Below are 26,053 nucleotides of genomic sequence, written 5' to 3'. Positions count from 1 at the left end.
GCCTCGACCAGACCCTGCACCGCGGCGACCGACTTGTCGAACGCCTCGCGATCCTTGCCGGCCAGCTCGATCTCGACGATGCGCTCGACGCCCTTGTCGCCGATCACCACCGGCACGCCGACATACATGTCCTTCACGCCGTATTCGCCGTTGAGATAGGCCGCCACCGGCACCACCCGCTTCTTGTCCTTGAGGTAGCTCTCGGCCATCGCGATCGCCGACGCCGCCGGCGCGTAGAACGCCGAGCCGGTCTTCAGCAGGTTGACGATCTCGGCGCCGCCATTGCGGGTGCGGTCGACGATCTCGTCGAGCCGGGCCTGCGAGGTCCAGCCCATCTTCACCAGGTCGGGCAGCGGGATGCCGGCCACCGTGGAATACTTCACCAGCGGCACCATGGTATCGCCATGGCCGCCCAGCACGAAGGCGGTGACGTCTTCCACCGAGACGTTGAATTCGTCGGCGAGGAAATAGCGAAACCGGGCGGAGTCTAGCACGCCGGCCATGCCGACCACCTTGCGGTGCGGCAGCCCGGAGGCCTTCTGCAGCGCCCAGACCATGGCGTCGAGCGGGTTGGTGATGCAGATCACGAAGGCGTCGGGGGCGTATTTCTTGATGCCGGCGCCGACCTGCTCCATCACCTTGAGGTTGATGCTGAGTAGATCGTCGCGGCTCATGCCGGGCTTGCGCGGCACGCCGGCGGTGACGATCACCACGCGGGCGCCCTCGATCGCCTCGTAGGAATTGGCGCCGGTGAATTTGGCGTCGAAGCCGTCGACCGGCGAGGACTGCGCGATATCCAGCGATTTGCCCTGCGGAATGCCTTCGGCAATGTCGAACATCACCACGTCGCCGAGTTCCTTCAGGCCGACCAGGTGAGCCAAGGTTCCGCCGATCTGACCGGAGCCAATCAAAGCAATCTTGTCACGCGCCATGGGTAAGCTGTCCTTTGAGCAGGTGGGAAATGGGGAGGAAAGGCTGCGGCGTGGTTATCCCGTTCGCAGGAACCGTTCAAGTCGCGGTTCGGTCAATCTGGGCTCCGGCGGCTCGATAACCGCGAAACCGGGTTCGACTTAGGTTTCGACCAGGCCGGCGGACGACCCGCTGGCGGTGGAATCGCTACGGCCGTGCGGCAGCGCCAGGTAGGATTCCGAGCCCATCTCGATCAGCCGCGACGCGGTGCGCTGGAATTCCATCGCATCGAGACCTTCGGGGGAGCCGTACAGCGCGGTCGGGTCGGCCGCGGCCGACGCCATCAGCTTCACCGCGTTGTCGTACAAGGTATCGATCAAAGTGATGAAGCGCTTGCAGGCGTTGCGGTCGGCGGCATCCATCATCGGAATGCGGTCGATCATGATGGTGTGGTAGTCGTGGGCGAGGCGCAGATAATCCAATGCCGCCAGCGGCTGCTCGCACAGATCGGCGAAGGCGAAGCGGGCGACGTGGTGGTCGGCGCGCGGCACGCGCAGCACCCGGCCCTTGATCGAGATGTCGCGCGGACGGCCCGGCGCGCCGCCGGTCAGCCGGGCCCAGGCCTTGTCCAGCGCGGCGGTGGCGGCGGCATCGGCCGGCACCAGCCAGGTCTTGACGCCGGTCAGCTTTTCCATCCGGTAGTCGGTGCGGGCGTCGAGCCGCAGCACCTCCATCCGGGATTTCAACAGGCTGATGAACGGCAGGAACAGCGCGCGGTTGAGGCCGCCGCGATAGAGGTTGTCCGGCGCCACGTTGGAGGTCGCCACCACCACGGTTCCGAGTTCGAACAGTTTGGAAAACAGCCGGCTCAGGATCATCGCATCGGCGATGTCGGTGACGTGAAATTCGTCGAAGCACAGCAGCCAGGCTTCCTCGAAGATCGAATGCGCGGTCAGCGCCACCACGTCGGCGGTCTCGCCGAGTTCGCCGCGCTTGATGTTCTGCCGGAACGCGTAGATCCGCTCGTGCACCTCGGCCATGAATTCGTGGAAATGCGCGCGGCGCTTCAGCGCCACCGGGCTGGTGTCGAAGAACAGATCCATCAGCATGGTCTTGCCGCGGCCGACCTCGCCATGGACGTAGAGCCCGTGCGGCGGCGGCGGGTCCTTGTCGGCGCCGAACAGCCGGCCGAACAGGCCCTGCTTCTTCGGCGGCTTGTAGCCGGCCAGATTGGCCTCCAGCGCGCTGAACGCCGCGACGGCTCCGGCCTGCGCCGGATCCGGCTCGATCGTGCCGGAGGACACCAGGGCCTGATATTGATCGGAGAACGACACGGGATCGGGAGACAGCATGACGATACTTACGTCATTACCGCGCGGAAAATTGCAAGTCGGGAATCGTACCGGCGGCCATGCGCGGCCTTGCCTGTCATGAAGAGCACCTTCGACCACAAGTTTAAATTGAAATGGGGCGAGAAATGCCCTCTGTTAGGCGGACTCTCAGCGCGAAACCTAGGGTATGAACTATCTTTTTATCGACGAATCCGGAGAGCTTGGTCAGAAAGAGAAGTCGAGCGCCTTCTTTCTCATCGCGGCCCTTTGCACGTCCGACTTAAGGGCACTTGAGAAGCGTCTCTGGAAAGAAAAGGCGAAACTGTACAACGCGGGTTGGCCCAAGAACGTCGAAATAAAAGGCACAACCCTGTGGGGAGCAGACCATAATCCAAATATTCCGAAGGAGATCAGTTCTAAACGGCTGCAAATCCTAGAGGAAATAATCAAATCGATCTGTGCGAGTACTGGGAAGCTCCACTACTCCATCGCCCAGAAGAAATTTCTATCCCAGTCTATAATGAACGCAGACTATGGGATCGCGTACAATTTTCTATGCGGGACGCTTCTCTGCAGAGCTTACAAGCGCTATTTCCCGGGCGACCTGGAAATTGTGGTTGATCAGCGGAGCAAAGAAACGCACAGCAAGATGAAGTTCGACGGTTATTTGGAAACCAGATTAATCGGGGATTGCGCTCATGAGGGGAAGCTGTCCATAGCGCACTCGGAATCCCATGATGTGCTCGGTCTACAGGCCGTGGATTTCTTGAGTTGGGGTCTCTTCAGAAATTACGAACACAAAGACCCGACGTATCTAAAGTTGATCGCTCCAATCGTTGGCTACAGGGACGACTGGTACTCATCAAAAAAATAAAGGCCCGCCGGAGCGAGCCTTAAATTACTGGAACCGTAGGGCGGCCACGTCAAACGGGGCTTATCTCCTAGAAGACGCTTGCTACGGAATTACCCAGCAAAAGCATTCTATCTATGCGGGTGGCTTTGTCAATAGAATCTGCATTCGCGAGATCAGATAATTTCTTCCTGTCAAGGCGAAACTTCCACAAAACGCTCATTTTTACGCGCTGAGCGCGTAAGAATCCTCGACCACATAGGGTCCTCCGCCGGTCGAGGCGCGCGACGAGAACAGCACGAAGCGCGAGGCGGTGAACACCCGGGTCGGGAAATAGCCGCGCACCGACAGGTAATCCGCGACGTCCTGGTTGGAGGCGTCGCGCAGCCGCGCCAGCGTGACATGCGGGGTGAATTTGCGGCCCTCCGGATTGAGCCCGAGTCGCTGCATCAGCCGCTCCAGCTCGGCCTGCAGCTCGATCAGCGGCCGCGACGGCACCACCGAGGCCACCACCGCGCGCGGCTTCTTGCCGCCGAAGCTTTGCAGCCCCTGCAGCGCCACGTCGAACGGCTTGCGGTTGATGCGCACCAGCATCGAGGCGATCTCGTTGGCGGAGACGCCGTCGATATCGCCGATGAAGCGCAAGGTGACGTGGTAATTTTCCGGGTCAATCCAGCGCGCGCCGGGCAGGCCGCCGCGCAGATTGGAGAGCGTCTGGCCGATCTCGGCCGGGATTTCCAGTCCAGTGAACAAACGCGGCATCGCAAACCCTCGATGCAGGAGCACGGCAGGAGGACAACGAATCAACGACCATCAAGTCCTAACGCAGAACTGCGACACTGCGAAGTCTGGTAGGTCGAAAGCCCTGTGAATACCTCATGTTGTTGGCGGATTGCCGGTTTTTCAACTGCGCTGCCCAGCGACCGTGCCGAGAAATGCCTGCACGCTGGGCAGGATGTTTTTCACCACGATGTCGACGCCTTCCGCGGTCGGATGCAGCCCGTCGGCCTGGTTGAGTTTGGCGATGCTGGCGACGCCGTCGAGGAAGAACGGATACAGCGGCAGCTGGTAGGCCTTCGCCAGCTCCGGATAGATCGCGTTGAACTGCGCGGCATATTGCGTGCCGTAATTCGGCGGCGCGTACATCCCGCACAACAGCACCGCGATGTTGCGCGCCTTCAGCCGCTTCACGATCTGGTCAAGCGCATCGCGCGTCACCTTGGGGTCGGTGCCGCGCAACGCGTCGTTGGCGCCGAGTTCGACGATCACCGCCTCGGTGTCGGGGGGGATCGACCAATCGAGCCGGGCGAGCCCGCCTGAGGCGGTGTCGCCGGACACCCCGGCATTCACCATCTCGGTGGCGACGCCATTGTCCTGCAACGCCTTTTGCAAGCGCGCCGGAAACGCCGCGGCGGCCGGCAGGCCGTAGCCGGCGCTGAGCGAATCGCCCAGCACCACCAGCTTGATCGGCTTCGCCGCAGTCACGGTCTGCGCCAAGCTCTGTCCGACCATCAAGCCTCCCAGCACCAGCACCGCGGCCATGCCGCGACAAAACATCCGCGCCGGCCCCTCGACCGCGCCGAACCAATCGCCATATGAGCCAGCCATGGACAGTTTCATCACAGCCTCTTCGCCGCAGGGCCCCGCGCCCGACACCATTGTCATTTCCAACGTCGACCTGTCGCTCGGCTCGGGCGCGGCACGCGTGCATATCCTCAAGGATATCAGCCTGCGGGTCGGCTGCGGCGAGGCGATCGGCCTGATCGGGCCATCGGGATCGGGAAAATCCACGCTCCTGATGGTGATGGCGGGGCTGGAGCGCCCCGACAGCGGTGAGGTGGTGGTCGACGGCACCGCATTCAATGCCTTGGACGAGGACGCGCTGGCGCGGTTTCGCGGCCGTCATGTCGGCATCGTGTTCCAGTCGTTCCATCTGATCCCGACCATGACCGCGCTGGAAAACGTCGCGGTGCCGCTGGAGCTGGCCGGCCGCGCCGACGCCATGGCGCGCGCCGCACGCGAACTCGCCGCGGTGGGGCTGGGCGAGCGGCTGCATCATTACCCGACGCAGCTCTCCGGCGGCGAGCAGCAGCGCGTCGCGCTGGCCCGCGCGCTGGCGCCGGACCCGACCATCCTGGTCGCCGACGAGCCGACCGGCAATCTCGACGAGACGACGGGCAAGCAGATCGTCGATCTATTGTTCGCCCAGCACGCCAAGCGCGGCATGACGCTGGTGCTGGTGACCCACGACACCTCGTTGGCGCAGCGCTGCGACCGCGTGGTGCGGCTGCGCTCCGGCCGGGTCGATGTCGCCGTCGCCGACCGCGCCCGCGTGCAGACCGCCTGACCCGATGACAACGCTCTCCGAACCCTTGCCGCAGCGCCGACCGCTGTCCTGGCCGTTGCCGCTGCGTTACGCGCTGCGCGAATTGCGCGGCGGCTTGCGCGGCTTCTACGTGTTCATCGCCTGCATCGCGCTCGGCGTGTTGGCGATCGCTGGGGTCGGCTCGGTGGCGGGCTCGCTCAGCGAAGGGCTGGCGCGCGAGGGCCGCGCGCTGCTCGGCGGCGACGTGGCGTTCTCGCTGATGCAGCGCGAGGCCTCGCCGGACGAATTAGCTTTCCTGCGCGGCCACGGCCGGGTCTCGGTCGCGGCGACCTTGCGCGGCATGGCGCGCACCGCCGACGACCGGCTGGCGCTGGTCGAGATGAAGGCAGTCGACGACAGCTATCCGATGCTCGGCGCGCTGACGCTTGAGCCGCAGATCGCGACGCCGGATCTGTTGGCCGAATGCGACGGCGTGTTCGGCGCCGCCGCCGACGCGGCGCTGTTGGCGCGGCTCGATCTGAAGGTCGGCGACCGCGTCCATGTCGGCAACGCGCCGTTCGAAATCCGCAGCGTGCTCGGCACCGAGCCGGACAAGCTGTCCGGCGGGGTCGGCTTCGGGCCGCGCTTCCTGATCAGCGAAGCGGCGCTGCGCGCCACCCAATTGCTGCAGCCCGGCAGCCTGGTGCGCTGGACCTATCGGCTGCTGCTGCCCGACAATGCAGCCGACGACCGCGTCGCCAATGCGCTGGCCGATCAGGCCCGCGCCGCGCTGCCGCAGGCCGGCTGGGAAATCCGCAGCCGCGGCAACGCCTCGCCGCAGCTTGAGCGCACCATCACCCGCTTCACCCAGTTCCTGACCCTGGTCGGGCTCGCCGCGCTCCTAGTCGGCGGCGTCGGCGTCGCCAATGCGGTGAAAAGCCATATCGACCGCCGCCAGGACGTCATCGCCGCCTTCAAGGCGCTCGGCGCCACCGGCCGCAACGTGTTCGCGATCTATCTGACCCAGGTGATGGTGCTGGCTGTGATCGGCTCGGCGATCGGGCTTTTGCTCGGCGCGGCGCTGCCCTACGCCATCGTCGGGCTGTTCGGCCATCTGCTGCCGCTGCCGGTGGTGCCCACGCTGCATCCCGGCGAACTGGCGCTGTCTTTGCTTTACGGGCTGTTAACCGCGCTGACCTTCGGGCTGTGGCCATTGGCGCGGGTCCATGACGTGCCGGTGGCGGCGCTGTTCCGCGAGGCGGTGATCAGCGAGCGGCACCGGCCCCGGCCGCGGCATCTGATCTGGATGGCGCTGGTGGTGGCGGTGCTGATCGCGGTGGTGATCGGGCTCGCCTACGACAAGCGCGTCGCCGCTGCCTTCGTGGCCTCCGCGGTGGTGGTGTTCGCGCTGTTGCGCGGCATCGCCAGCGCGCTGATGGCGCTGGCCCGACGGCTGCCGCGCGCCAACTCCACCATGCTGCGGCTGGCGATCGCCAATATCCACCGCCCCGGCGCGTTGACGCCGTCGGTGGTGATGTCGCTGGGCTTAGGCCTCGCGGTGCTGGTCACCGTCACCCAGATCGACGGCAATCTGCGCCGGCAATTCATGGCGGCGCTGCCGGATCGCGCGCCCTCGTTCTATTTCATCGACATCCCCTCCACCGACACCGACCGTTTCGCCACCTTCCTGAAGGACAAGGCGCCGGGCGCCAGCGTCGAGGACGTGCCGATGCTGCGCGGCCGGATCGTCTCGGCCCGCGGCGTCAAGGCGGAGGATCTGAAACCCGCTCAAGACGCCGAATGGGTGCTGCAGAGCGACCGCGGCCTGACCTACGCCGCCGAGGTACCGCGCGGCTCCAAGGTGGTCGAGGGCCAATGGTGGGCGCCGGATTACAGCGGCCCGCCGCTGGTGTCGTTCGAGAAAAAGCTCGCCGACGGCCTCGGCCTCAAGATCGGCGACGAGGTGGTGGTCAACGTGCTCGGCCGTGACATCGCCGCCACCATCTCCAATCTGCGCAGCGTCGACTGGCAGAGCCTCGGCATCAATTTCGTGGTGGTGTATTCGCCCAATGCGTTCGCCGGCGCGCCGCACACCCATATCGCCACCCTGACCGAACCCAACGGCAGCGCGGCCGGCGACGGCGCCATCATCAAGGCGGTGGCCGACGCGTTCCCGATGGTCACCAGCGTCCGGGTCCGCGAGGCGCTGGAGACCATCGGCACGGTGGTGACCAATCTGGCGCTGGCGGTGCGCGGCGCCAGTTCGGTGACGCTGATCTCGGCGATCCTGGTGCTCGGCGGCGCGCTCGCCGCCGGCCATCGCCACCGGGTCTATGACGCGGTGATCCTGAAGACGCTGGGTGCCACCCGCGGCCGGCTGCTCGGCGCCTACGCGCTGGAATATCTGATGATCGGCTTTGCAACCGCCGTCTTCGCGGTGCTGGCGGGGTCGGTGGCGGCCTGGCTGATCGTCTCCCGGCTGATGACGCTGAGTTACGTCTGGCAGATCGGCAGCGCCGCGGCGGTGGTGGCGGCGGCGCTGCTGGTCACCGTCGGGCTCGGCCTCGCCGGCACCTGGCTGGCGTTGAACCAGAAGCCCGCCTCGGTGTTGCGTAATCTGTGAAATTGCGGCACTCCGACGCAACCGCGGCGGGCTTGCCGCGAATTCCCGAAAATGGCCGGTTTTCGGGGCTGCGCCGGCAGAATTTCCTTAACCTCCTTGGCGTAGCGACATTCGGCCGCGCATCGAAGCTTGCGTGGGATGTGTTAGTTTCCCACATATCGGATTGGGTCAGACGCCGCCCTGATGACGCAAAGTTGCAGACTCGTTCTGCAAATTGATGTCAGCCAGGCCGCGGCATCTGAGATAGATTTCGCACTCGCGCCGCAGCCCTCATGCGGCCAGACAACCACGGGATTTCGACCATGTCGGACTTCGACCGTAACTATGCTTCTCCTTTCGGCCGGGCAGCCGGGCGCGTTGATGCCGCGGCCGTCGATGCCGGCCTGCGCGCCTACATGCTGCGCATCTACAATTATATGGCGATCGGCCTGGCCATCACCGGCGCGGCCGCGCTCGGCGTCTACAAATTCGCCGTCACCAGCGACGCCGCGGATGCGGTCCGCACCGCCAGCGGCGCCGCGATCCGGGTCGCCGAGGGCCAGTTCCTGACCTCGTTCGGCTATGCGATGTTCGCGAGCCCGCTGAAATGGGTGTTCATCCTCGCCCCCTTGGTGATGGTGTTCGCGATCTCGTTCGGCATCAACCGGCTGAAGCCGGCGAGCGCGCAACTGCTGTTCTGGGCGTTCGCCGCCCTGATGGGCATCTCGCTGTCGTCGATCTTCCTGGTCTATACCCACACCTCGATCGTGCGGGTGTTCTTCATCACCGCGGCCTCGTTCGGTGCCTTGAGCCTTTACGGCTACACCACCAAGCGTGACCTCACCGGGATGGGCTCGTTCCTGATGATGGGCCTGTTCGGCATCATCCTGGCCAGCTTGGTCAACCTGTTCGTGGCCTCGACGCTGCTGCAGTTCATCGTCTCGGTGGTCGGCGTGCTGGTGTTCGCGGGCCTCACCGCCTGGGATACCCAGCGGCTGAAGAACGACTACATCTACGGTTACGCTGCCCAGGGTGGCGACGTCGCCGAGCGCGCCGCGATCACCGGAGCGCTGTCGCTGTACCTGAACTTCATCAACCTGTTCACGCTGCTACTGCAGCTGCTCGGACAGCGCGACTGACGCCCTCGTTCCATCGTCCATCCATCGGACCAACATCGAGCCCCGGCCTCGCGGCCGGGGCTTTTTGTTGGGACCGGCTTCTTGAGCCGGCTTCTTGGCCGGATTCCGGAGCTCGGATTTCCGGGTCCGGCCTCTGGCCGCGTGGGCTCTTTCTTCCCTCTCCCCTTGTGGGAGAGGGTGGCGAGCGAAGCGCGCCGGGTGAGGGGTGAACCCCGAATCGTTGCCCCCCTCATCCGACGCGGACTTCGTCCGCGCCACCTTCTCCCACAAGGGGAGAAGGAAGGTCCCCGCAAATCCGGCTTCACATTTGCCGGCGCGAAACTATGGTGCGCGCCATGTCCGAACTCGATATCCGGCCGACCTCAGCCGCCGACCTTCCCGCCATCACCGCGATCTATGCCGAAGAGGTGCGCTGCCGCACCGCGACCTTCGAACTGACGCCGCCGGATCTGGCCGAGATGACCCGCCGCTTCGAAGCCCTGACCGGCGCCGGCTTCCCCTATCTGGTGGCCCGGCGCGGCGACGCGCTGCTCGGCTATGCCTATGCCGGTCCCTATCGCACCCGGCCGGCCTATCGCTTCACCGTGGAGAATTCGATTTACCTCGCGCCGGCGGCGCGGCGCCAGGGCGTCGGCCGCCAATTGCTCGGCCGCCTGATCGAAGAATCCGAGGCGCGCGGCTACCGGCAGATGATCGCGGTGATCGGCGGCTCCGACAATACCGGCTCGATCGCGCTGCACGGCCGCGCCGGCTTTCAGATGATCGGGGTGCATCCGAGCGTCGGCTTCAAAATCGGCCGCTGGCTCGACAGCGTGCTGATGCAGCGCCCGCTCGGCGAGGGCAACACCACGACGCCGTAACGACGGCGCATTGCGTCCTTGGCTCCAAGGCAGGTCATTCCGGGGCGCGAGCAGCTTTGCTGCAAGCGAACCCGGAATCTCGCAACATATGCCGGCGCTGGCGCCCCGCAGCCGTTAAAGCCGGGGCAAGATTCCGGGTTCGCTCGGGCTTGCGCCCTCGCGCCCCGGAATGACGCGGTGATGCTGTGGGTGCCTCGCAGCCCTATCGGCGCCGCCTCACACCACCGCGAGCTTGCGGTCGATCGCCAGCAGCACCCGGTCGAGTTCATGGCCGCGGCGCAGGATCAGTCCGGTGGCGGAGATCACGCTGTAGGCGCCTTGCTTGCGGGCCAGCCGCGGGTCCTTCTCGATCCGGTAGATCGGCACCTCGGAGGCGCGGCGAAACACCGAGAACACCGCGCGGTCCTTGAGGAAGTCGATGGCGTAGTCGCGCCATTCGCCGGCCGCCACCATCCGGCCATAGAGGTTGAGGATGCGATTGAGTTCAAGGCGATTGAACGTCACGAGAGTCGGCGTCGCGGCGCCCGCCGGCCGTATCCCGCTGGGGTCGGCCTCCTCCGACATCGAACTCATCGGCACCTCCTGTCACAGAACCGATATGATCGCGCCGACTGCGCGCCGCCGCAAGGGCCGCGCGGGCCGCGGCATAGGGCCCTGCGCGCGGGTCCGGCGCAGATACGATCAGTCACAGGATCGTTAGTTAAATCTTATTGCCGCCCGATTTCCGCCCAGCCGGGGCCGTGCTGACCTGCGACACATGACACTTGCGTTGGCCCGGTCTTGTCGGCGCCGGATTCCTCAGCCCCCAGCCCCCCGGGGTCGTCAGGATCGGGCCTGTTCGCAACAATCAATCCCCATACTGAGGGCCAACGCGAGTTGGTCCTTTTTGTTATGGGGATTGATTCGCGCGCAAAGCGGCTCGCGCGTTGCGCATCGAGACCTCCGATTGAGGGCGTCGACCCGCATCCCCGCGTCATTCCGGGGCGCGAGCCCTTGGGCGAGCGAACCCGGAATCTTGCTGCGAATGCTGGCAGCGAGCCCCAAGAGTGCGTGCGGCAGATTCCGGGTTCGCTCGAGCTTGCGCTCTCGCGCCCCGGAATGACAATGTCTGTGATTGCTGGCAGTGTCTGTGATTGTCGGCAGTCGTTGATCCTGGCAGCAGCCGCGCCACTGAATCAGGCTCTGTTTCGTCAGGCGCCACGCAGTCAGCGACCCGGGTCGAGCCGCTCAGTTGAGCGAGGTCAGCGCCGCGCCGAGCATCGGGCCGGGCTGATCGCGGCTGCCGCTCTGCACATAGACCACCGCGGCGTCGACGCCGGCGCCGGTGAGATTCTCGATCGGCACCGTCCAGCTGTCGGCCTTGCCGCTCCAGTCGCCGACCTTCAGCCAGGTCCGCACCACGTTGTGATAGGTCACCTCGCGGCCGCGGTTTTCGCCGCGCGTGATCGCGATCGGCACCGCCTTGGAGATCGAGCAGATCCACACCTCGGCCTGGCTCGGCGCCACGGCGGCGGGCGCCGCCGCCACCGCGACCTTGAGCTGGCGGCCGTCCAGCGTCACCTTTACCGGCACCGACATCACGCCGGCGGTCTTCTCGGTGTCGCTGATGGCGCCGTCGATCCGGGCGCGGTCGTTGCCGACCACCTGGGTCGCGCCGTTGACGATCATCTGCGGAGTGTAGACGTCGCGGTCGCCGCGCCGCGCCGAATAGGCCTTCTGCCTCGCGCTGAAGCGGGAATCCGCCAGCGTGTCCTTCCAGCCGAGATAATCCCAATAGTCGATCGGCATGCTGAGCGCGATCACCGACGGGTCATTGGCGAGGTCGCCGATGATCTTGTCGGCGGCCGGGCACGACGAGCAGCCTTGCGAGGTAAACAATTCGACCACGGCGCGCGGCTGCGCCACGGCGGGAGGGATCGTTGCCAGCAACGCGCACGCGGCGAGCGCGCCCGATCCATTGAGAAATCCGCTCCACGCCATCATCAGTGTCACGCCGGATTGCAAGCCGGAGCCGCGGCACCAAGCCGTGCCGCCTCCGAGGTCTGGCCTTCGCAACCGGAAGGCGCCTTGTTCATAGGCGGCCTTCCGATCACTCGCCACTCACTTCGCAGTGAGGCTTATCCGACTTAAGCAGCAAGCCTGCGCAGCACGTAATGAAGGATGCCGCCGTTGCGGTAGTATTCCAACTCGTCGAGCGTATCGATCCGGCACAACAGCGAGACGTCGCGCTTATTGCCGTCGCTGGAGGTGATTTCCGCGGTCAATTGCTGGCGCGGCTTCAAGTCGCCCTGCAGCCCGCGGATCGACACCGTCTCGTCGCCCTTGATGCCGAGCGAGGCCCAGGATTGCCCCTCCGCGAAGGTCAGCGGCAACACGCCCATGCCGACCAGGTTGGAGCGATGGATGCGCTCGAAGCTCTGGCAGATCACCGCGCGCACGCCGAGCAGACGGGTGCCCTTGGCGGCCCAGTCGCGCGACGAACCGTTGCCGTATTCGGCGCCGGCGAACACCACCAGCGGCACCTGTTCGGCCTGATACTTCATCGCGGCCTCAAAGATCGACATCTGCTCGCCGTCCGGCCAATGCTTGGTGAGGCCGCCTTCCGGAATATTGCCGTCGGCGCCCTTCAGCATGAAATTCTTGATGCGGATATTGGCGAAGGTGCCGCGCATCATGATTTCGTGATTGCCGCGCCGCGTGCCGTACTGATTGAAGTCGGCCGGGCGCACCTGGTGGTCGGACAGATACTTGCCGGCCGGCGAGGTCAGCTTGATCGAGCCCGCGGGCGAGATGTGGTCGGTGGTGATCTTGTCGCCGAACACCGCGAGAATCCGCGCGTCGACCACGTCGACGATCGGCTCCGGCTGCATCTTCATGCCGTCGAAGTAAGGCGGGTTCTGTACATAGGTGGAACTCATGTTCCACTTGTAGGTCTCGCTATCGACGGTCTTGATCTTGCGCCAGTTGGTGTCGCCCTTGAACACGTCGGCGTATTTCTTCTTGAAGATCGCCGCGGTGACGTACTTCTTGACGAAGGCGTTGATCTCCTTGGCGGTCGGCCAGATGTCCTTGAGATACACCGGCTGGCCGTCGCGGCCCTCGCCGATCGGCTCCTTGGCGAGATTCTTGGTCACCGTGCCGGCCAGCGCATAGGCCACCACCAGCGGCGGCGAGGCCAGATAGTTGGCCTGCACGTCCGGCGACACCCGGCCTTCGAAGTTGCGGTTGCCCGACAGTACCGCTGCGCCGATGATGCCGTTGTCGTTGATCGACTTCGAAATCTCTTCCGGCAGCGGCCCGGAATTGCCGATGCAGGTGGTGCAGCCGAACCCGACCAGGTTGAAGCCGACCTTGTCGAGGTCGAGCTGCAGCCCGGAATTGGCGAGATATTCCGCGACCACCTGCGAGCCCGGCGCCAGCGAGGTCTTTACCCAGGGCTTGGCCTTGAGGCCGAGCGCTGCGGCCTTGCGCGCCAACAGCCCGGCGCCGATCAGCACGCTCGGATTCGAGGTGTTGGTGCAGGAGGTGATCGCGGCGATCACCACGTCGCCATGGCCGAGGTCGAAATTGCGGCCCTCCACCGGAAAGCGCGCCGCGGGATCGGCGGCTTTCTTGTATTCGCCGGCCAATGCGGCGGCAAAACCTTCGGCCACCGCCGGCAGCGCGATGCGGCCCTCGGGGCGCTTCGGCCCGGCCATCGACGGCTCGACCTTGCCGAGGTCGAGCGTCAGCGTCTCGGTGAACACCGGATCCGGCGAGTCGGAGGTGCGGAACAGGCCCTGCGCCTTGGCGTATTTCGCCACCAAGGCGACGCGGTCGGCCTTGCGGCCCGAGGTCTTCAGGAAGTCCACGGTCTCGGCGTCGACCGGGAAGAAGCCGCAGGTGGCGCCATATTCCGGCGCCATGTTGCTGATGGTGGCCTTGTCGGCGACCGACAGATGGTCGAGCCCGGGGCCGAAGAATTCGACGAACTTGCCCACCACGCCCTGCTTGCGCAGCATCTGGGTCACGGTCAGCACCAGATCGGTGGCGGTGACGCCTTCCTTCAGCGCGCCCTTCAATTTGAAGCCCACCACTTCCGGCAGCAGCATCGACAACGGCTGGCCGAGCATCGCGGCTTCCGCCTCGATGCCGCCGACGCCCCAGCCCAGCACGGCGAGGCCATTGACCATGGTGGTGTGCGAATCAGTGCCGACCAGGGTGTCCGGATAGGCCACCTCGAAGGTGCCTTTGGTGCGGCCGATGGTCAGCTTCTCCTTGCGGGTCCACACCGTCTGCGCCAGGTATTCGAGATTGACCTGATGGCAGATGCCGGTGCCGGGCGGCACCACCGAGAAGTTCGAAAACGCCTTCTGGCCCCACTTCAGGAACTCGTAGCGCTCCTGGTTCTGCTTGTATTCCTCGACCACGTTCTTGCCGAACGCCTTGTTGTCGCCGAAGAAATTCACGATCACCGAGTGGTCGATGACGAGGTCGACCGGCACCAGCGGGTTGATTTTGTCGGGCTTGCCGCCGAGCGCCTGCATGGCGTTGCGCATCGCGGCGAGATCGACCACCGCCGGCACGCCGGTGAAATCCTGCATCAACACCCGCGCCGGGCGGAACGCGACTTCATGCTCGAGCTTGCGCTTCTTCAGCCATTGCGCCACCGCGACGATGTCGGCTTTCTTGACGGTGCGGTCGTCCTCGTTGCGCAACAGGTTTTCCAGCAGCACCTTCATCGAATAGGGCAGGCGGGAAATGCCTTTCAGACCGTTCTTCTCGGCGGTGGGCAGGCTGTAATAGACGTAAGTCTTAGCGCCGACTTTGAGGGTCTTTCGGCACTTGAAGCTGTCGAGAGAGGTCATGAGGCGGTCCCAATTTGTCGTTTACAACCGGCAACGACGATCGCTGCTCCGCGAAGAAAACGCGGGCCGACTGGCTTGCGGGGGCCGATTGTGTGCTGCATCAAGTTCCGGCTTATAGAATCTTTCCAGGGACACCGCCACACCGACAATTGATCCATGACAATGCGGTGGGATCGATCGCGACGGTGAACGCGCGGGGCAGGGACGGCGATGATGCGGCTGACGGGGCGCGGGCTGAGATGTGTGCGGGGCGGCCGGCAGGTGTTCGCCGGGCTCGACTTCGACGCCGCGGCCTGCGAAGCGGTGGCGGTGGTCGGGGCCAATGGCGCCGGCAAGACCTCGCTGCTGCGGCTGATCGCGGGCCTGCTGGCGCTGGCCGGCGGCGCCATCGCGCTCGAGGGCGGCGATGCCGAGCTGACGCTGGCCGAGCAGGCGCATTATCTCGGCCATCGCGACGCGCTGAAGCCCTCGCTCAGCGTCGCGGAAAATCTGAGCTTCTGGCAGGAGTTTCTCGGCGGCGAGCAGGCCGATGCGCAGTCGAGCCTGGCGGGGGTGGGCCTCGCGCATATCGCGCATCTGCCGGCGGCCTATCTGTCCGCCGGGCAGCGGCGGCGGCTGTCGCTCGCGCGGTTAACGGCAGTCAGGCGGCCGCTGTGGCTGCTCGACGAGCCGACCTCGGCGCTCGATGCCGCCGGGCAGCAGATGTTCGCACGCCTGATGACGGCGCATCTCGAGAGCGGCGGGCTGATCGTCGCCGCCACCCACACCCCGCTCGGCATCGCCGCCCGCGAACTGCGCATCGGCGGCGTGGCGTGATGGGGACGGTCACTGAAGTGAAAAGGCTGCTTGCAACGCGCGCCGCCTCCGCGGGTCGTCCCTGCGGAGGCAGGGACCCATCGCCCCTGGCGTCAGACGTGAAGAAATCGCCTTCGCCGCCGTCCCAAGCCGCGAATCCGCGCCGTATGGGTCCCTGCGTTCGCAGGGACGACGCGTTGAAACGCAGAATGCGATCTCCAGGCACGGCCCCTCTGCTCCGCACCCCGTTGCGGGGAGGGCAATCGCATATGAATGTTAGCGGTTGCTACGTGGATCACCCTCCCCTGGAGGGGGAGGGTCGCTCGCGCAGCGAGCGGGGTGGGGTGGCGAAGAGGTCATCCGCCGTGCGTGCGGCTCACCCCACCCCGGCGTACACCGCGCTTCGCGCGGTCCACGCCGACCCTCCCCCTCCAGGGGAGGGTGAAGAGAGCTGCGAGGCGATGGCCTGCGAAAATCCATGTGTGATCGCCCTGCTCTTGCGGGGAGGGGTCGGGGGTGGGGGTCCCAGGGTGCTGACAAACATCTCCGGCGCCGCTCCGCCTCTCCCCCTCACCCGGCTTCGCTTCGCGAAGCCACCCTCTCCCACCAGGGGAGAGGGAACATGACCGCCCTTGCCGCGATGATCCGTCGCGACATTAAAATCGCGCTGCGGGTCGGCGGCGGCGCGCTGATCGGCGTCTTGTTCTTCCTCGCCGTGGTGGTGCTGATGCCGTTCGCGATCGGGCCGGACCTCGCGCTATTGCAGCGGCTCGGCCCCGCGGTGCTGTGGCTCGGCGCGCTGTTGGCGAGTCTCTTGACGCTCGACCGGCTGTTCATGGCCGACCACGAGGACGGCTCGCTCGACCTCATCGCCATGAGCCGCGTGCCCCTCGAATTGGCCTGCGCCGCCAAGGCCTTGGCACATTGGCTGGCGGCCGGCCTGCCGCTGGTGGTGGCCACGCCCGTGCTCGGCCTGCTGCTCAATCTCGATGGCTCCGCCTCGCTGGCGATCGCCGCGACGCTGCTGGTCGGCACCCCGGCGCTCACCTTTACCGGCATGATCGGCGCGGCGCTGGCGGTGACGCTGCATCGCGGCGGGCTGCTGATGGCGGTCCTGGTGCTGCCGCTGTCGATCCCGATCCTGATTTTCGGCGTCGCGGCCGCCGGCGCCGCGATCACCGGGCCGGTGGCGTTCGGCACCCCGTTCCAGATCCTCTGCGCGCTGTCGCTCGCCAGCATGGTGATCGGACCATTTGCCGCCGCCGCCAGCCTGCGCCAAGGACTGGATTGAGGATTGGATTTGACGCCGATCAACTCTCGCGGAGCCACGATCCTGCAACCCTGCCCGCATTGCCTGCGCCGCCCGCGCCGACTATCAGGAAGCCCATGACGCTGATCGATCTCGCCAATCCGACAAGGTTCCTGAAGCTGACGGCGCGCCTCCTGCCATGGCTGGCCGGGCTGACCGCGCTCTTGCTGGCGCTCGGGCTCACCCAATCGGCGCTGGCGCCGGACGATTACCAGCAGGGCGCCACCGTCAAGATCATGTTCGTCCACGTCCCCAATGCCTGGCTGTCGATGTTCGTCTGGGGCATCATGAGCGTCGCAGCGCTCGGCACGCTGGTCTGGCGGCATCCGCTCGCCGACGTCGCGGCGAAAGCCGCCGCGCCGATCGGCGCCGCCTTCACCTTTCTGGCGCTGGTCACCGGCTCGCTGTGGGGCCGTCCAATGTGGGGCACCTATTGGGAATGGGACGCCCGGCTCACCTCGATGCTGATCCTGTTCCTGATGTATCTCGGGCTGATTGCGCTGTGGCGCGCGGTGGAAGACCCCTCCCGCGCCGCCCGCGCCGCGGCGATCTTCACGCTGGTCGGCGCCATCAACCTGCCGATCATCAAGTTCTCGGTGGACTGGTGGAATACGCTGCATCAGCCGGCCTCGGTGCTGCGGATGGGCGGGCCGGCGCTCGACAAATCCTTCCTGGTCCCGCTGCTGGTGATGGCGATCGCGTTTTCGCTGTTGTTCATCACGCTGCATCTGGCGGCGATGCGCAACGAGATCCTGCGCCGCAGGGTGCGCGCGTTGCAGATGCTGCAGGCCGCCGAGCAGCAGGGCCAGTTGCGATCGGGGGCACTGTGATGGCGCTCGGTCCCTACGCCTCGTTCATCATCGGCTCCTACGCGGTGTCGGCGCTGGTGGTGGCGATCCTGATCGTCTGGGTGGCGCTGGATTATCGCCGGCAACAGGCGCGGCTGCGCGCGCTCGACGCCGCCGGCGTCAGCCGCCGCTCCAGGCGCGGCCCCGCGGAGGCCTCATGAGCGATCAGCCGATTGAACCCGCGTCGTCCGGCCGCCGCTCCTGGCTGGTGGCACTGCCGCTATTGGGTTTCACCATACTGGCCGGGCTGTTCTGGCTGCGGCTCGGCGCCGATACCACGAGGATTCCCTCGGCCCTGATCGGCCGCCCGGCGCCGGCGGTGGCGCTGCCGGCGTTGGCCGGGCTCACGCGCGACGGCGCCGCGGTGCCGGGGCTCGATCCTGCGGCGTTCAAGGGCAAGGTCAGCGTCGTCAATGTCTGGGCGTCGTGGTGCGTGCCGTGCCATGACGAGGCGCCGCTCCTGATGGATCTCGCCAAGGACAGCCGCATCCAGCTGGTCGGCATCAACTACAAGGACGCCGCCGACAACGCCCGGCGCTTCCTCGGCCGCTACGGCAATCCGTTCGCGCTGGTCGGCGTCGACAGCAACGGCCGCGGCGGCATCGAATGGGGGGTCTATGGCGTGCCGGAGACCTTCGTGGTCGGCCGCGACGGCGCCATCGCCTACAAGCTGGTCGGGCCGGTAACGCCCGACAACATCGACAAGGTGCTCAAGGTCCAGATCGACAAGGCGCTGGCGGCGGGGTCGTAGCAGGCTTTAACGCTATCCGTCATTGCGAGCCGAGGACGGCGCGCTGCGCTGCCCGACAGCAAAGCAATCCAGGGGCTGCTCAGGTAGCCCTGGATTGCTTCGTCGCAAGGGCTCCTCGCAGCAATGACGACCTCGAACGCCCCGCATAATAATTTTCCGGTTTTATCCGCCGTTCATTTGCCGGCCACGGCGCCGCCATGGTTCCAAGCGCTACTCCGGGTGCGTTACTAACAACGTCCCAGGAGGACACCCTATGCGCGCTTTCAAACTTGCTTCGCTGACCGCGGCCGCCCTCACCCTCGGCCTGCTCGCCGCCGCGCCGTCGATGGCGCAGACGCCGGCCACCACCGATCACAAGTCCGACCACATGGCGCCGGCGACCAAGCCGTCGGAGTCGAAGATGGCGCCGGCGAAATCGGAAACGACCAAGACCGAGTTGCTCGATATCAACTCGGCGACCGCCGATCAGCTCGACGCGCTGCCCGGCGTCGGCAAGGCCTACTCTGCCGCGATCATCAAGGGCCGGCCCTACAAGGGCAAGGACGAATTGGTGCAGAAGAAGATCGTGCCGGAAAAGACCTATGACGGCATCAAGGACAAGATCATCGCCAAGCAGCAGAAGAGCTGAGATCCGACGTCATGCCCGCCAACGAGCCGGTGCAAGGCGCCGGCCGTTGGCGAAGCGATCCGGGCCTCGCATCGACCAGCGGATTGCTTCGTCGCAAGTGCTCCTTGCGATGAGGGTGCGAGGCCGGGACACCCGTCTGTCTTGCGGCATTACTGTGGCGACGCTGCCTGAACTTTGCCGCAAGAAAAATCGGCCGGAATTTCAGCCCTTGCTGACGTCGCCGGCCTCCGTTTCGCTGGCCTCGAGCGTCGCCGGCTCGAGGTGATGGCGCTTGACCAGCGGCATCTGCGTGAAGGCGAACAACATGGTCAGCGGCACCATGCCGAACACCTTGAACGCCACCCAGAAATCGGTCGACTGGGTGCGCCAGATCGCTTCGTTGAGCAGCGCCATCGCGATGAACCACAGCGCCCAGCGCAGCGTCAGCTTGCGCCAGCCGCGCGGCGTCAGGTTGAAGATCTGATCGAACATCACGGCGATGAAGGAGCGGCCGAACAAAAGCCCTCCGCCGAGAATCGCCGCGAACAGGCAGTAGATGATGGTCGGCTTCATCTTGATGAAGGTCTCGTCGTGCAGCACCAATGTCAGCGTGCCGAACACGATCACCACCAGCGCGGTGACCAACGCCATGATCGGCACGTGCCTGGTCACCAGATAGGACACCGCGACCGCCACCACCACCGCGACCATGAAGGCGCCGGTGGCGGCGAACAGATTGAACCTGGAATTGACGAAGAAGAAAATCAGCAGCGGGCCAAGCTCGGTGGCGAGCTTGAACAACGGATGCGGCTTGTTCGGCGCAAGAAGCTCGGACTTGTCCATCGCGTGATCAGCTCCCGCTGTCGGTGCCGGCGATCGCCTTGGCGAAATCCGCCGCGGTGAACGGCGCCAGATCCTCGACGCTTTCGCCGACGCCGATGAAATGCACCGGCAGTTGGTATTTCTCCGCCAGCGCCACCAGAATGCCGCCGCGAGCGGTGCCGTCGAGCTTGGTCATCACCAGGCCGGTGACGCCAGCGATGCGGGAAAACGCTTCGACCTGCGACAACGCATTTTGTCCCACCGTGGCGTCGAGCACCAGCAGCACCGCATGCGGCGCGGTGGCGTCGACCTTCCTGATCACCCGCACCACCTTTTCGAGCTCGTTCATCAGCTCGGCCTTGTTCTGCAGCCGGCCCGCGGTGTCGATCAAGAGCACGTCGCGGTGGTCCTCCTTGGCCGCGGTCAGCGCGGTGAAGGCCAGCCCCGCGGAATCCGAGCCTTGGGTGCCGGCGATCACCGGCGCGCCGGTGCGCTCGCCCCAGACCTTGAGCTGCTCGATCGCCGCAGCCCGAAAGGTGTCGCCCGCCGCCAGCATCACCTTGCGGCCTTCGGCTGCGAATTTCGCCGCGAGCTTGCCGATCGTGGTGGTCTTGCCGGAGCCGTTGACCCCGACCATCAGGATCACGAACGGCTTATGCGTGGTGTCGATCGTGAGCGGCTGCGCCACCGCGGTCAGCACCTTTTCGACCTCGGCGGCGACGATGGTCTTGACGTCGCTGGCCGAAATCATCTTGTCATAGCGCCCGACGCCGACCGCGGCGGCGATCCGCGCCGAGACCTCGGTGCCGAGATCGGCGCGCAGCAGCACGTCCTCGATCTCGTCGAGCATCGCCCGGTCGAGCTTGCGCTTGGTGACGAATTCGGCGAGCGCGGTGCCGATCGAATTCGAGGTCCGCTTCAGGCCGCTGGACAGCCTGCGCCACCAGCTCGGTTTTTTGGTTTCAGTCGTGTCGTTCATGATGCGGCTGTGTTAGCGGTTTCGCGCCATGAGCGAAAGTCACCCTGAACCAACGAATAAGCCGGAACTGACCGCCGAGGAGATCCTGTCGCGGGTGCTGTACCGCGACGGGCTGATGCTGGTGATCGACAAGCCCGCCGGGCTGCCGGTGCATCGCGGCCCGAAGGGCGGCGCCAACCTGGAATCCTCGTTCGATTTCCTGCGTTACGGGCTGCCGCGGCCGCCGGTCCTGGCGCATCGGCTGGATCGCGACACCTCCGGTTGCCTGGTGCTCGGCCGCCACCGCAAGGCCACCGCCTCGCTCGGGCTGTTGTTCAAGCACGGCCGGATTTCCAAGACCTATTGGGCGGTGGTCGAAGGCGGCCCGGTCGAGGACGAGGGCACCATCGAGCTGCCGATCGGACGGCTCAATGCCGAGCGCGGCTGGTGGCAGAAGATCGATCCGCAGGGCCAGCCCGCCACCACCCGATGGCGGGTGCTGGGGCGATCGTTCGGCGGCGGCGACAGTTCGGCGTCTGACGCGGCTCGCGGCACGGCGGCTCGCGATACTTCACCTCACGGCGCTTCGGCTGCGGCAGCGAGCTCCCCTCCCCCTTGCGGGGAGGGGTCGGGGGTGGGGGTCCACAACGGAAGCCTCGCCTCGGACCGCTCCCCCAACGGCGAAGGAGCCGGCAGCGGCGGTGGCGACAGCGCAAGCACCGCGCTCGGAGACCCCCACCCCCGGCCCCTCCCCGCAAGGGGGAGGGGAGAAGGGCTCACCTGGCTGGCGCTGCAGCCGGTCACCGGGCGGACGCATCAACTCAGGGTGCACAGCGCGGCGATGGGCTGGCCGATCGTCGGCGACAATATCTATGGCACCGGCCCGCGGTTCGGCGAGCCGACGCTGCACCTGCACGCTCGCGAGATCGTGGTCCCGATCTCGCGCAACAAGCCGCCGATCGTCGTCACCGCACCGGCGCCGCCGCATCTGCATGAGCGGCTGCGCGCGTGTGGATGGAACGGGGAGTGATCCTCTTTCCTTCTCCCCTTGTGGGAGAAGGTGGCGCGGACGAAGTCCGCGTCGGATGAGGGGGTTTCTTCGATACGCGAGGCTTCACCCCTCACCCGGCAGCCTTCGGCTGCCACCCTCTCCCACAAGGGGAGAGGGGAAGAAAGAGCCGCCTCACACCGTCAACTTGGCCCCATCATGCCCGGTGACCGTCAGCCGGCGCACCGCGCCGGGGGTGTCGCCCATGATCGCGACGGGAAGAAAATGCTCGGTGCGGCCTTGCGTCGGGCTCTCGATCAACACCTCGCGCACAGCGCCGATTTCCGCATCCAGCCGCCGCCGCAGCGCCGCGGCGCCGGCCTCGCGCAGTTTTTTGGCGCGCTCTTTAACGACAACGCCGCCGACCTGCGGCATCTTCGCCGCCGAGGTGCCGGGCCGCGGCGAATAGGGAAACACATGCAGGAAGCTGAGGCCGCAGTCCTCGACCAGCGCCAGCGAGCGGTCAAACATCGCCTCGGTCTCGGTGGGAAACCCGGCGATCAGGTCGGCGCCCAGCGCAATGTCCGACCGCAGCCGGCGCAATTGCGCGCAGAATTCGATCGCCTGCGCGCGGGAATGCCGCCGCTTCATCCGCTTCAGGATCAGATCATCGCCGGATTGCAGCGACAGATGCAGATGCGGCATCAGCCGCGGCTCATTGGCAAGCAGATCGAGCAGGTCGGCATCGGCCTCGATCGAATCGATCGATGAGATCCGCAACCGCTGCAATTCCGGCACCTCGCCCAGGATCTGTTTGGCGAGCTTACCCAGCGTCGGCTGACCGGCGAGATCGGCGCCGTAGCTGGTGAGATCGACCCCGGTCAGCACGATCTCGGCGTGGCCGCGCTGCGCCAGCGCGCGCACCTGATCGACCGCGGCACCAAGTGGCAGCGAGCGCGACGGCCCGCGGCCGAACGGGATGATGCAGAAGCTGCAGCGGTGGTCGCAGCCGTTTTGGATTTGCACGAACACCCGCGGCAACCCGCTCTGGTAGCCATCGAGCAGATGCGGCGCCATCTGGCGCACCGCCATGATGTCGGCGACCGCGATTTTTTCCTCGGAGCACGCGCCGGCCGGTGCCGCGAAAGCGCTCCGCGCCGCGCGCCACGCCGCGGCGTTGAGCTTGTCGGCATTGCCGAGCACGCGGTCGACCTCCGCCATCTCGGCGAACATCGCGGCCTGGGTCTGCGCGGCGCAGCCGGTGACGACGATGCGCGCGCCCGGCCGCTCGCGCTTCAGCCGGCGGATCGATTGCCGGGCTTGCGCCACCGCCTCGTTGGTCACCGCGCAGGAATTCACCACGATGGTGTCGGTGCAGCCGGCGGCTTCCGCCTCGCGGCGGATCACCTCGGATTCGAAAGCGTTAAGCCGGCAGCCGAAGGTGACGATTTCGACGCTCACGAGGAGGCTGCGGCGAACAGCGCCGGATCGAGCCGGCCTTCGAATTCGAACGCCGCGGGGCCAGTCATCAGCACGTGGTCGTCGGCATCGCGCCATTCGATCGTGAGTTCGCCGCCGGGCAGCGTGATGCGCACGGTGCGGTTGGTCCGGCGCAGCCGCACCGCGGCGACCGCGGTGGCGCAGGCCGCCGAGCCGCAGGCCTTGGTGAGGCCAACACCGCGCTCCCAGGTGCGGATCACGATGTGGTCGCGGTCGACGATCTGCGCCAGCGTGATGTTGGCGCGCTCGGGAAAGATCGGGTGGTTTTCCAACAGCGGGCCGAAGCGCGCAAGATCGTAGGCGTTGACGTCGTCGACCCAGAAGATCGCGTGCGGATTGCCCATGCTGACCACCGACGGGGTGTGCAGCACCGGGGCGTCGATCGGGCCGATCTGCAATTCGATCGACCTGGTGTCGCGGAATTCTTCGGCGAGCGGAATGTCCTGCCAGCCGAGCTTCGGCGGCCCCATGTCGACGGTGTAAAGCTCGGGCGCGGCGCCGCGCCAGCAGTTCAACAAGCCGGCGCGGGTCTCGAAGCTCAGCGCGTCGCGGGGGCTTACTGCAAACACCTGCCGCGCCACGCAGCGCATGCCGTTGCCGCAGGCGGCGGATTCCGAGCCGTCATTGTTGTAGATCCGGACAAAGGCTTCGGTGCCGGGGGTGCGCGGCGGCTGCAGCACCATCAGTTGATCGTAAGGCACCTCGGCGGCGATGGCGCGGGCCTCCGCAGCGCTGACCGCCGCCGGGCGGTCGCGCAGATCCAGCACGACAATCTCGTTGCCGATGCCGTTCATCTTGCTGAAGCTGCGATGTGCCAGTGCGCTCATGACCATGATCCTGCCGGAGTTATATGGCGAACAACGCCGGCTTGACCAGTGCGGCAAATCTGTGTCGGAACGGGCCCGACCAAGGGCGCAGCCGGCCGCGGATCTGGCAGGGGACGAAATCCGGCGCCGCGTGTTAGCATGGCTGCGGATGGTGGCATGATTGCGCATGATGTTATCGGAAAGCGATGCGCTTTTCGGAATCATGCGCTATCGCGGGTTTGCAGCTGGTCGCCGGGCGCGAGCTCGGACATGACCTTGGGGAGATCATGAGAATGGACGTTGCGCGTTGTTTTCGCCTGGCCATGGCTGCGCCGCTGGCGACAGCCGGAATTCTGATCGGTGTCACGGCAGCGCCGGCGCAATCGCCGCCGGCGGCAACCGCACCCGCGGCCGCTTCACCTGCGACCAACCCGCCCGCGGCCACGCCGCCCGCGGCCTCGGAGCCTGTGAAATCGGCTGCTGAGGAGCCCGCCAAGCCGTCAACCGCCGCGCCGGCCAAACCTGATCCGGCCAATCCCCCGGCGGCCACCCCGGCGCCGCCGCCGCCCGCCGCCGCCGAAGCGCCGGTGACCCCGGCGCCGACCACCCCTCCCCCGGCCGCGCCGGTGCAGACCGCCGATCCGTTCGGCGAGGAAATCACACTGACCCCGAAAGCCGCGCTGACCTTCAGCGGCAAGGCCAACTGGGACACCGCCTTCGAAACCCTGATGGATTCGTTCAAGCAGCTCACCGCGCTGCTCGACAAGCAAGGCATCAAGTCATCGGGCAATGCGATGATCGTCTACACCTCCACCGACGATACCGGCTTCACCTATATGGCCGAAATTCCGGTCGATCAGGAGCCGAAGAACCTGACCAAGGCCATGAGCATGGGCAAATCGCCCGACGGCAAGGCGCTGAAATTTGTCCATCGCGGCTCCTACGACAACATGGACAACACCTATGAGGCCATCACCAATCACCTCGACGACAAGAAGCTCGAAGCCAAGGACACCTTCATCGAGGAATACGTCACCGACCCCTTGAAAACCGCGGAGGACAAGCTGGTGATCAACGTGTTCGTGCCGCTGAAATGAACCGCGTGCGCCTCAGCCCGTTCGCGGCGTTGGCGCTGGCCGCCGCGAACCTGATCGCCGCTCCGGCATCGGCGGATGATGCGCCGCCGCCGATGATTTCGGTGACCGGCGAGGGCCGGATCTCGGTGCCGCCGGACCAGGCCAGCGTCGATGGCGGCGTCTCGACCCAGGCCAAAACCGCGCGCGAAGCCTCCGACGCCAACAACGCCGCGATGGGCAAGGTGCTGCTGGCGCTGAAGGCCGCCGGCATCGACGAGAAGGATTTTCAGACCTCGCGATTGTCGCTGCAGCCGCAATATCAGCAGAACCGTCCCGGCAGCAGCGCGCCGAATGCGGTCACGGGCTATCTCGCCAGCAACAGCGTCACGGTGCGGCTGCGCGACGTCACCGCCGTCGCCAGCGTGGTCGATACTTTGGTCAACGCCGGCGCCAACGAGATCGGCGGCATCGGCTTTTCCGTGGTGGCGGCCTCAAAACTGCTCGACGAGGCCCGCGAACAGGCGATCGCCGACGCTCGCCGCAAGGCCGAGATCTACGCCCGCGCCGCCGGCGTGACGCTGGGCGCGCCGATCAGCATTGCCGAAGGCAGCGGCTTCGAGCCGATGCCCTACCGCAAGATGTCCGCCAACCTCGCCGCCGCTGCGCCCGTTGCAGCGGGCGAAGAAACCCTGAGCGTCACCGTCAGCGTCTCCTACGCGATCAAGCCGCAGTAGTGCCGGTGTCCCGGGC

Annotated in this window: 25 protein-coding genes; 14 read left to right on the top strand and 11 right to left on the bottom strand. The window is 66.1% G+C overall.

The window, feature by feature from the left end:
• Nucleotides 1-932: malate dehydrogenase (gene mdh / locus VGC77_RS03525; RefSeq protein WP_331170183.1), on the bottom strand; the 932-nt coding region annotated here is incomplete at its 3' end.
• 138 nt (nucleotides 933-1,070) lie between these two features.
• Nucleotides 1,071-2,261 carry a cell division protein ZapE gene (zapE, locus tag VGC77_RS03520; protein WP_331170182.1) on the bottom strand — a complete coding sequence of 397 codons (1,191 nt, stop codon included), beginning with the start codon at nucleotides 2,259-2,261 and terminating at the stop codon, nucleotides 1,071-1,073.
• Between the two features lie 166 nt (nucleotides 2,262-2,427).
• Between zapE and VGC77_RS03515 the strand changes: the two genes are divergently transcribed.
• Entirely contained in the window at nucleotides 2,428-3,114 is a 687-nt protein-coding gene (locus tag VGC77_RS03515) for a DUF3800 domain-containing protein (RefSeq protein WP_331170181.1), read from the top strand.
• Between the two features lie 201 nt (nucleotides 3,115-3,315).
• On the opposite strand, the gene thpR is transcribed toward VGC77_RS03515, so the two are convergent.
• Nucleotides 3,316-3,852: an RNA 2',3'-cyclic phosphodiesterase gene (gene thpR / locus VGC77_RS03510; protein ID WP_331170180.1), complete on the bottom strand. Its 537-nt coding sequence runs from the start codon at nucleotides 3,850-3,852 to the stop codon at nucleotides 3,316-3,318.
• Between the two features lie 141 nt (nucleotides 3,853-3,993).
• A complete protein-coding gene (locus VGC77_RS03505) occupies nucleotides 3,994-4,698 on the bottom strand; it encodes an arylesterase (RefSeq protein ID WP_331170179.1) in 705 nt (234 codons plus the stop codon).
• Here VGC77_RS03505 and VGC77_RS03500 point away from each other — a divergent pair.
• From VGC77_RS03500 to VGC77_RS03485, 4 genes are all read left to right on the top strand, one after another.
• Complete coding sequence (locus VGC77_RS03500; protein ID WP_331170178.1) at nucleotides 4,697-5,437, top strand: ABC transporter ATP-binding protein; 741 nt, start codon at nucleotides 4,697-4,699, stop codon at nucleotides 5,435-5,437. The genes VGC77_RS03505 and VGC77_RS03500 overlap by 2 nt on opposite strands.
• 4 nt (nucleotides 5,438-5,441) lie before the next feature.
• Complete coding sequence (locus VGC77_RS03495; protein ID WP_331170177.1) at nucleotides 5,442-8,018, top strand: ABC transporter permease; 2,577 nt, start codon at nucleotides 5,442-5,444, stop codon at nucleotides 8,016-8,018.
• A gap of 302 nt (nucleotides 8,019-8,320) precedes the next feature.
• Complete coding sequence (locus VGC77_RS03490) at nucleotides 8,321-9,136, top strand: Bax inhibitor-1/YccA family protein (protein ID WP_331170176.1); 816 nt, start codon at nucleotides 8,321-8,323, stop codon at nucleotides 9,134-9,136.
• 335 nt (nucleotides 9,137-9,471) lie between these two features.
• Entirely contained in the window at nucleotides 9,472-9,996 is a 525-nt protein-coding gene (locus VGC77_RS03485) for an N-acetyltransferase family protein (RefSeq protein ID WP_331170175.1), read from the top strand.
• Nucleotides 9,997-10,212: 216 nt separating this feature from the next.
• On the opposite strand, the gene VGC77_RS03480 is transcribed toward VGC77_RS03485, so the two are convergent.
• From VGC77_RS03480 to acnA, 3 genes are all read right to left on the bottom strand, one after another.
• A complete protein-coding gene (locus VGC77_RS03480) occupies nucleotides 10,213-10,569 on the bottom strand; it encodes a DUF2794 domain-containing protein (RefSeq protein ID WP_331170174.1) in 357 nt (118 codons plus the stop codon).
• 654 nt (nucleotides 10,570-11,223) lie between these two features.
• Complete coding sequence (locus tag VGC77_RS03475) at nucleotides 11,224-11,979, bottom strand: DUF1223 domain-containing protein (RefSeq protein ID WP_331170185.1); 756 nt, start codon at nucleotides 11,977-11,979, stop codon at nucleotides 11,224-11,226.
• Nucleotides 11,980-12,122: 143 nt separating this feature from the next.
• Nucleotides 12,123-14,843, bottom strand: a complete 2,721-nt coding sequence (gene acnA, locus VGC77_RS03470) for an aconitate hydratase AcnA (protein WP_331170173.1) — start codon at nucleotides 14,841-14,843, stop codon at nucleotides 12,123-12,125.
• A 213-nt stretch (nucleotides 14,844-15,056) separates the two neighbouring features.
• Here acnA and ccmA point away from each other — a divergent pair, with 213 nt between their 5' ends.
• The 6 genes from ccmA (at nucleotide 15,057) to VGC77_RS03440 (ending at nucleotide 19,174) form a co-directional block, all read left to right on the top strand.
• A complete protein-coding gene (ccmA, locus tag VGC77_RS03465; RefSeq protein WP_331170184.1) occupies nucleotides 15,057-15,659 on the top strand; it encodes a heme ABC exporter ATP-binding protein CcmA in 603 nt (200 codons plus the stop codon).
• Nucleotides 15,660-16,260: 601 nt separating this feature from the next.
• Nucleotides 16,261-16,929: a heme exporter protein CcmB gene (ccmB, locus tag VGC77_RS03460; RefSeq protein ID WP_331170172.1), complete on the top strand. Its 669-nt coding sequence runs from the start codon at nucleotides 16,261-16,263 to the stop codon at nucleotides 16,927-16,929.
• A 95-nt stretch (nucleotides 16,930-17,024) separates the two neighbouring features.
• Nucleotides 17,025-17,777, top strand: a complete 753-nt coding sequence (locus VGC77_RS03455) for a heme ABC transporter permease (protein ID WP_331170171.1) — start codon at nucleotides 17,025-17,027, stop codon at nucleotides 17,775-17,777.
• The gene (gene ccmD, locus VGC77_RS03450; protein ID WP_331170170.1) at nucleotides 17,777-17,956 is read left to right on the top strand and encodes a heme exporter protein CcmD; all 180 of its coding nucleotides are present in this window, start codon (nucleotides 17,777-17,779) and stop codon (nucleotides 17,954-17,956) included. The genes VGC77_RS03455 and ccmD overlap by 1 nt, the downstream gene beginning before the upstream one ends.
• Entirely contained in the window at nucleotides 17,953-18,546 is a 594-nt protein-coding gene (locus tag VGC77_RS03445; protein WP_331170169.1) for a DsbE family thiol:disulfide interchange protein, read from the top strand. Before ccmD ends, VGC77_RS03445 begins: the two co-directional genes overlap by 4 nt.
• Nucleotides 18,547-18,799: 253 nt before the next feature.
• Entirely contained in the window at nucleotides 18,800-19,174 is a 375-nt protein-coding gene (locus VGC77_RS03440) for a ComEA family DNA-binding protein (protein WP_331170168.1), read from the top strand.
• A 201-nt stretch (nucleotides 19,175-19,375) separates the two neighbouring features.
• On the opposite strand, the gene VGC77_RS03435 is transcribed toward VGC77_RS03440, so the two are convergent.
• Together VGC77_RS03435 and ftsY are read right to left on the bottom strand one after the other, a co-directional pair.
• Nucleotides 19,376-19,996 (bottom strand): septation protein A, encoded by a 621-nt coding sequence (locus VGC77_RS03435; RefSeq protein WP_331170167.1) that lies wholly within the window; start codon nucleotides 19,994-19,996, stop codon nucleotides 19,376-19,378.
• Between the two features lie 7 nt (nucleotides 19,997-20,003).
• A complete protein-coding gene (gene ftsY, locus VGC77_RS03430) occupies nucleotides 20,004-20,954 on the bottom strand; it encodes a signal recognition particle-docking protein FtsY (RefSeq protein WP_331170166.1) in 951 nt (316 codons plus the stop codon).
• Nucleotides 20,955-20,982: 28 nt separating this feature from the next.
• On the opposite strand from ftsY, the gene VGC77_RS03425 reads away from it, so the two are divergent.
• Entirely contained in the window at nucleotides 20,983-21,963 is a 981-nt protein-coding gene (locus VGC77_RS03425; protein ID WP_331170165.1) for an RNA pseudouridine synthase, read from the top strand.
• Between the two features lie 153 nt (nucleotides 21,964-22,116).
• Here the strand turns inward: VGC77_RS03425 and mtaB are convergent, their stop codons facing one another.
• Nucleotides 22,117-23,382, bottom strand: a complete 1,266-nt coding sequence (mtaB, locus tag VGC77_RS03420; RefSeq protein ID WP_331170164.1) for a tRNA (N(6)-L-threonylcarbamoyladenosine(37)-C(2))-methylthiotransferase MtaB — start codon at nucleotides 23,380-23,382, stop codon at nucleotides 22,117-22,119.
• The gene (gene dapF, locus VGC77_RS03415) at nucleotides 23,379-24,248 is read right to left on the bottom strand and encodes a diaminopimelate epimerase (protein WP_331170163.1); all 870 of its coding nucleotides are present in this window, start codon (nucleotides 24,246-24,248) and stop codon (nucleotides 23,379-23,381) included. Before dapF ends, mtaB begins: the two co-directional genes overlap by 4 nt.
• A 272-nt stretch (nucleotides 24,249-24,520) precedes the next feature.
• Between dapF and VGC77_RS03410 the strand changes: the two genes are divergently transcribed.
• Both VGC77_RS03410 and VGC77_RS03405 read left to right on the top strand, forming a co-directional pair.
• Complete coding sequence (locus VGC77_RS03410) at nucleotides 24,521-25,324, top strand: GyrI-like domain-containing protein (protein ID WP_331170162.1); 804 nt, start codon at nucleotides 24,521-24,523, stop codon at nucleotides 25,322-25,324.
• Nucleotides 25,321-26,037 carry an SIMPL domain-containing protein gene (locus VGC77_RS03405; RefSeq protein WP_331170161.1) on the top strand — a complete coding sequence of 239 codons (717 nt, stop codon included), beginning with the start codon at nucleotides 25,321-25,323 and terminating at the stop codon, nucleotides 26,035-26,037. Before VGC77_RS03410 ends, VGC77_RS03405 begins: the two co-directional genes overlap by 4 nt.
• The last annotated feature ends 16 nt before the right edge of the window (nucleotides 26,038-26,053 follow it).

The sequence above is a fragment of the Rhodopseudomonas sp. genome (assembly GCF_036404135.1).
Taxonomy (GTDB): domain Bacteria; phylum Pseudomonadota; class Alphaproteobacteria; order Rhizobiales; family Xanthobacteraceae; genus Rhodopseudomonas_A.
The sequence above is the reverse complement of the archived record's forward strand: the minus strand, read 5'-3'. Positions and strand labels throughout refer to the sequence as shown.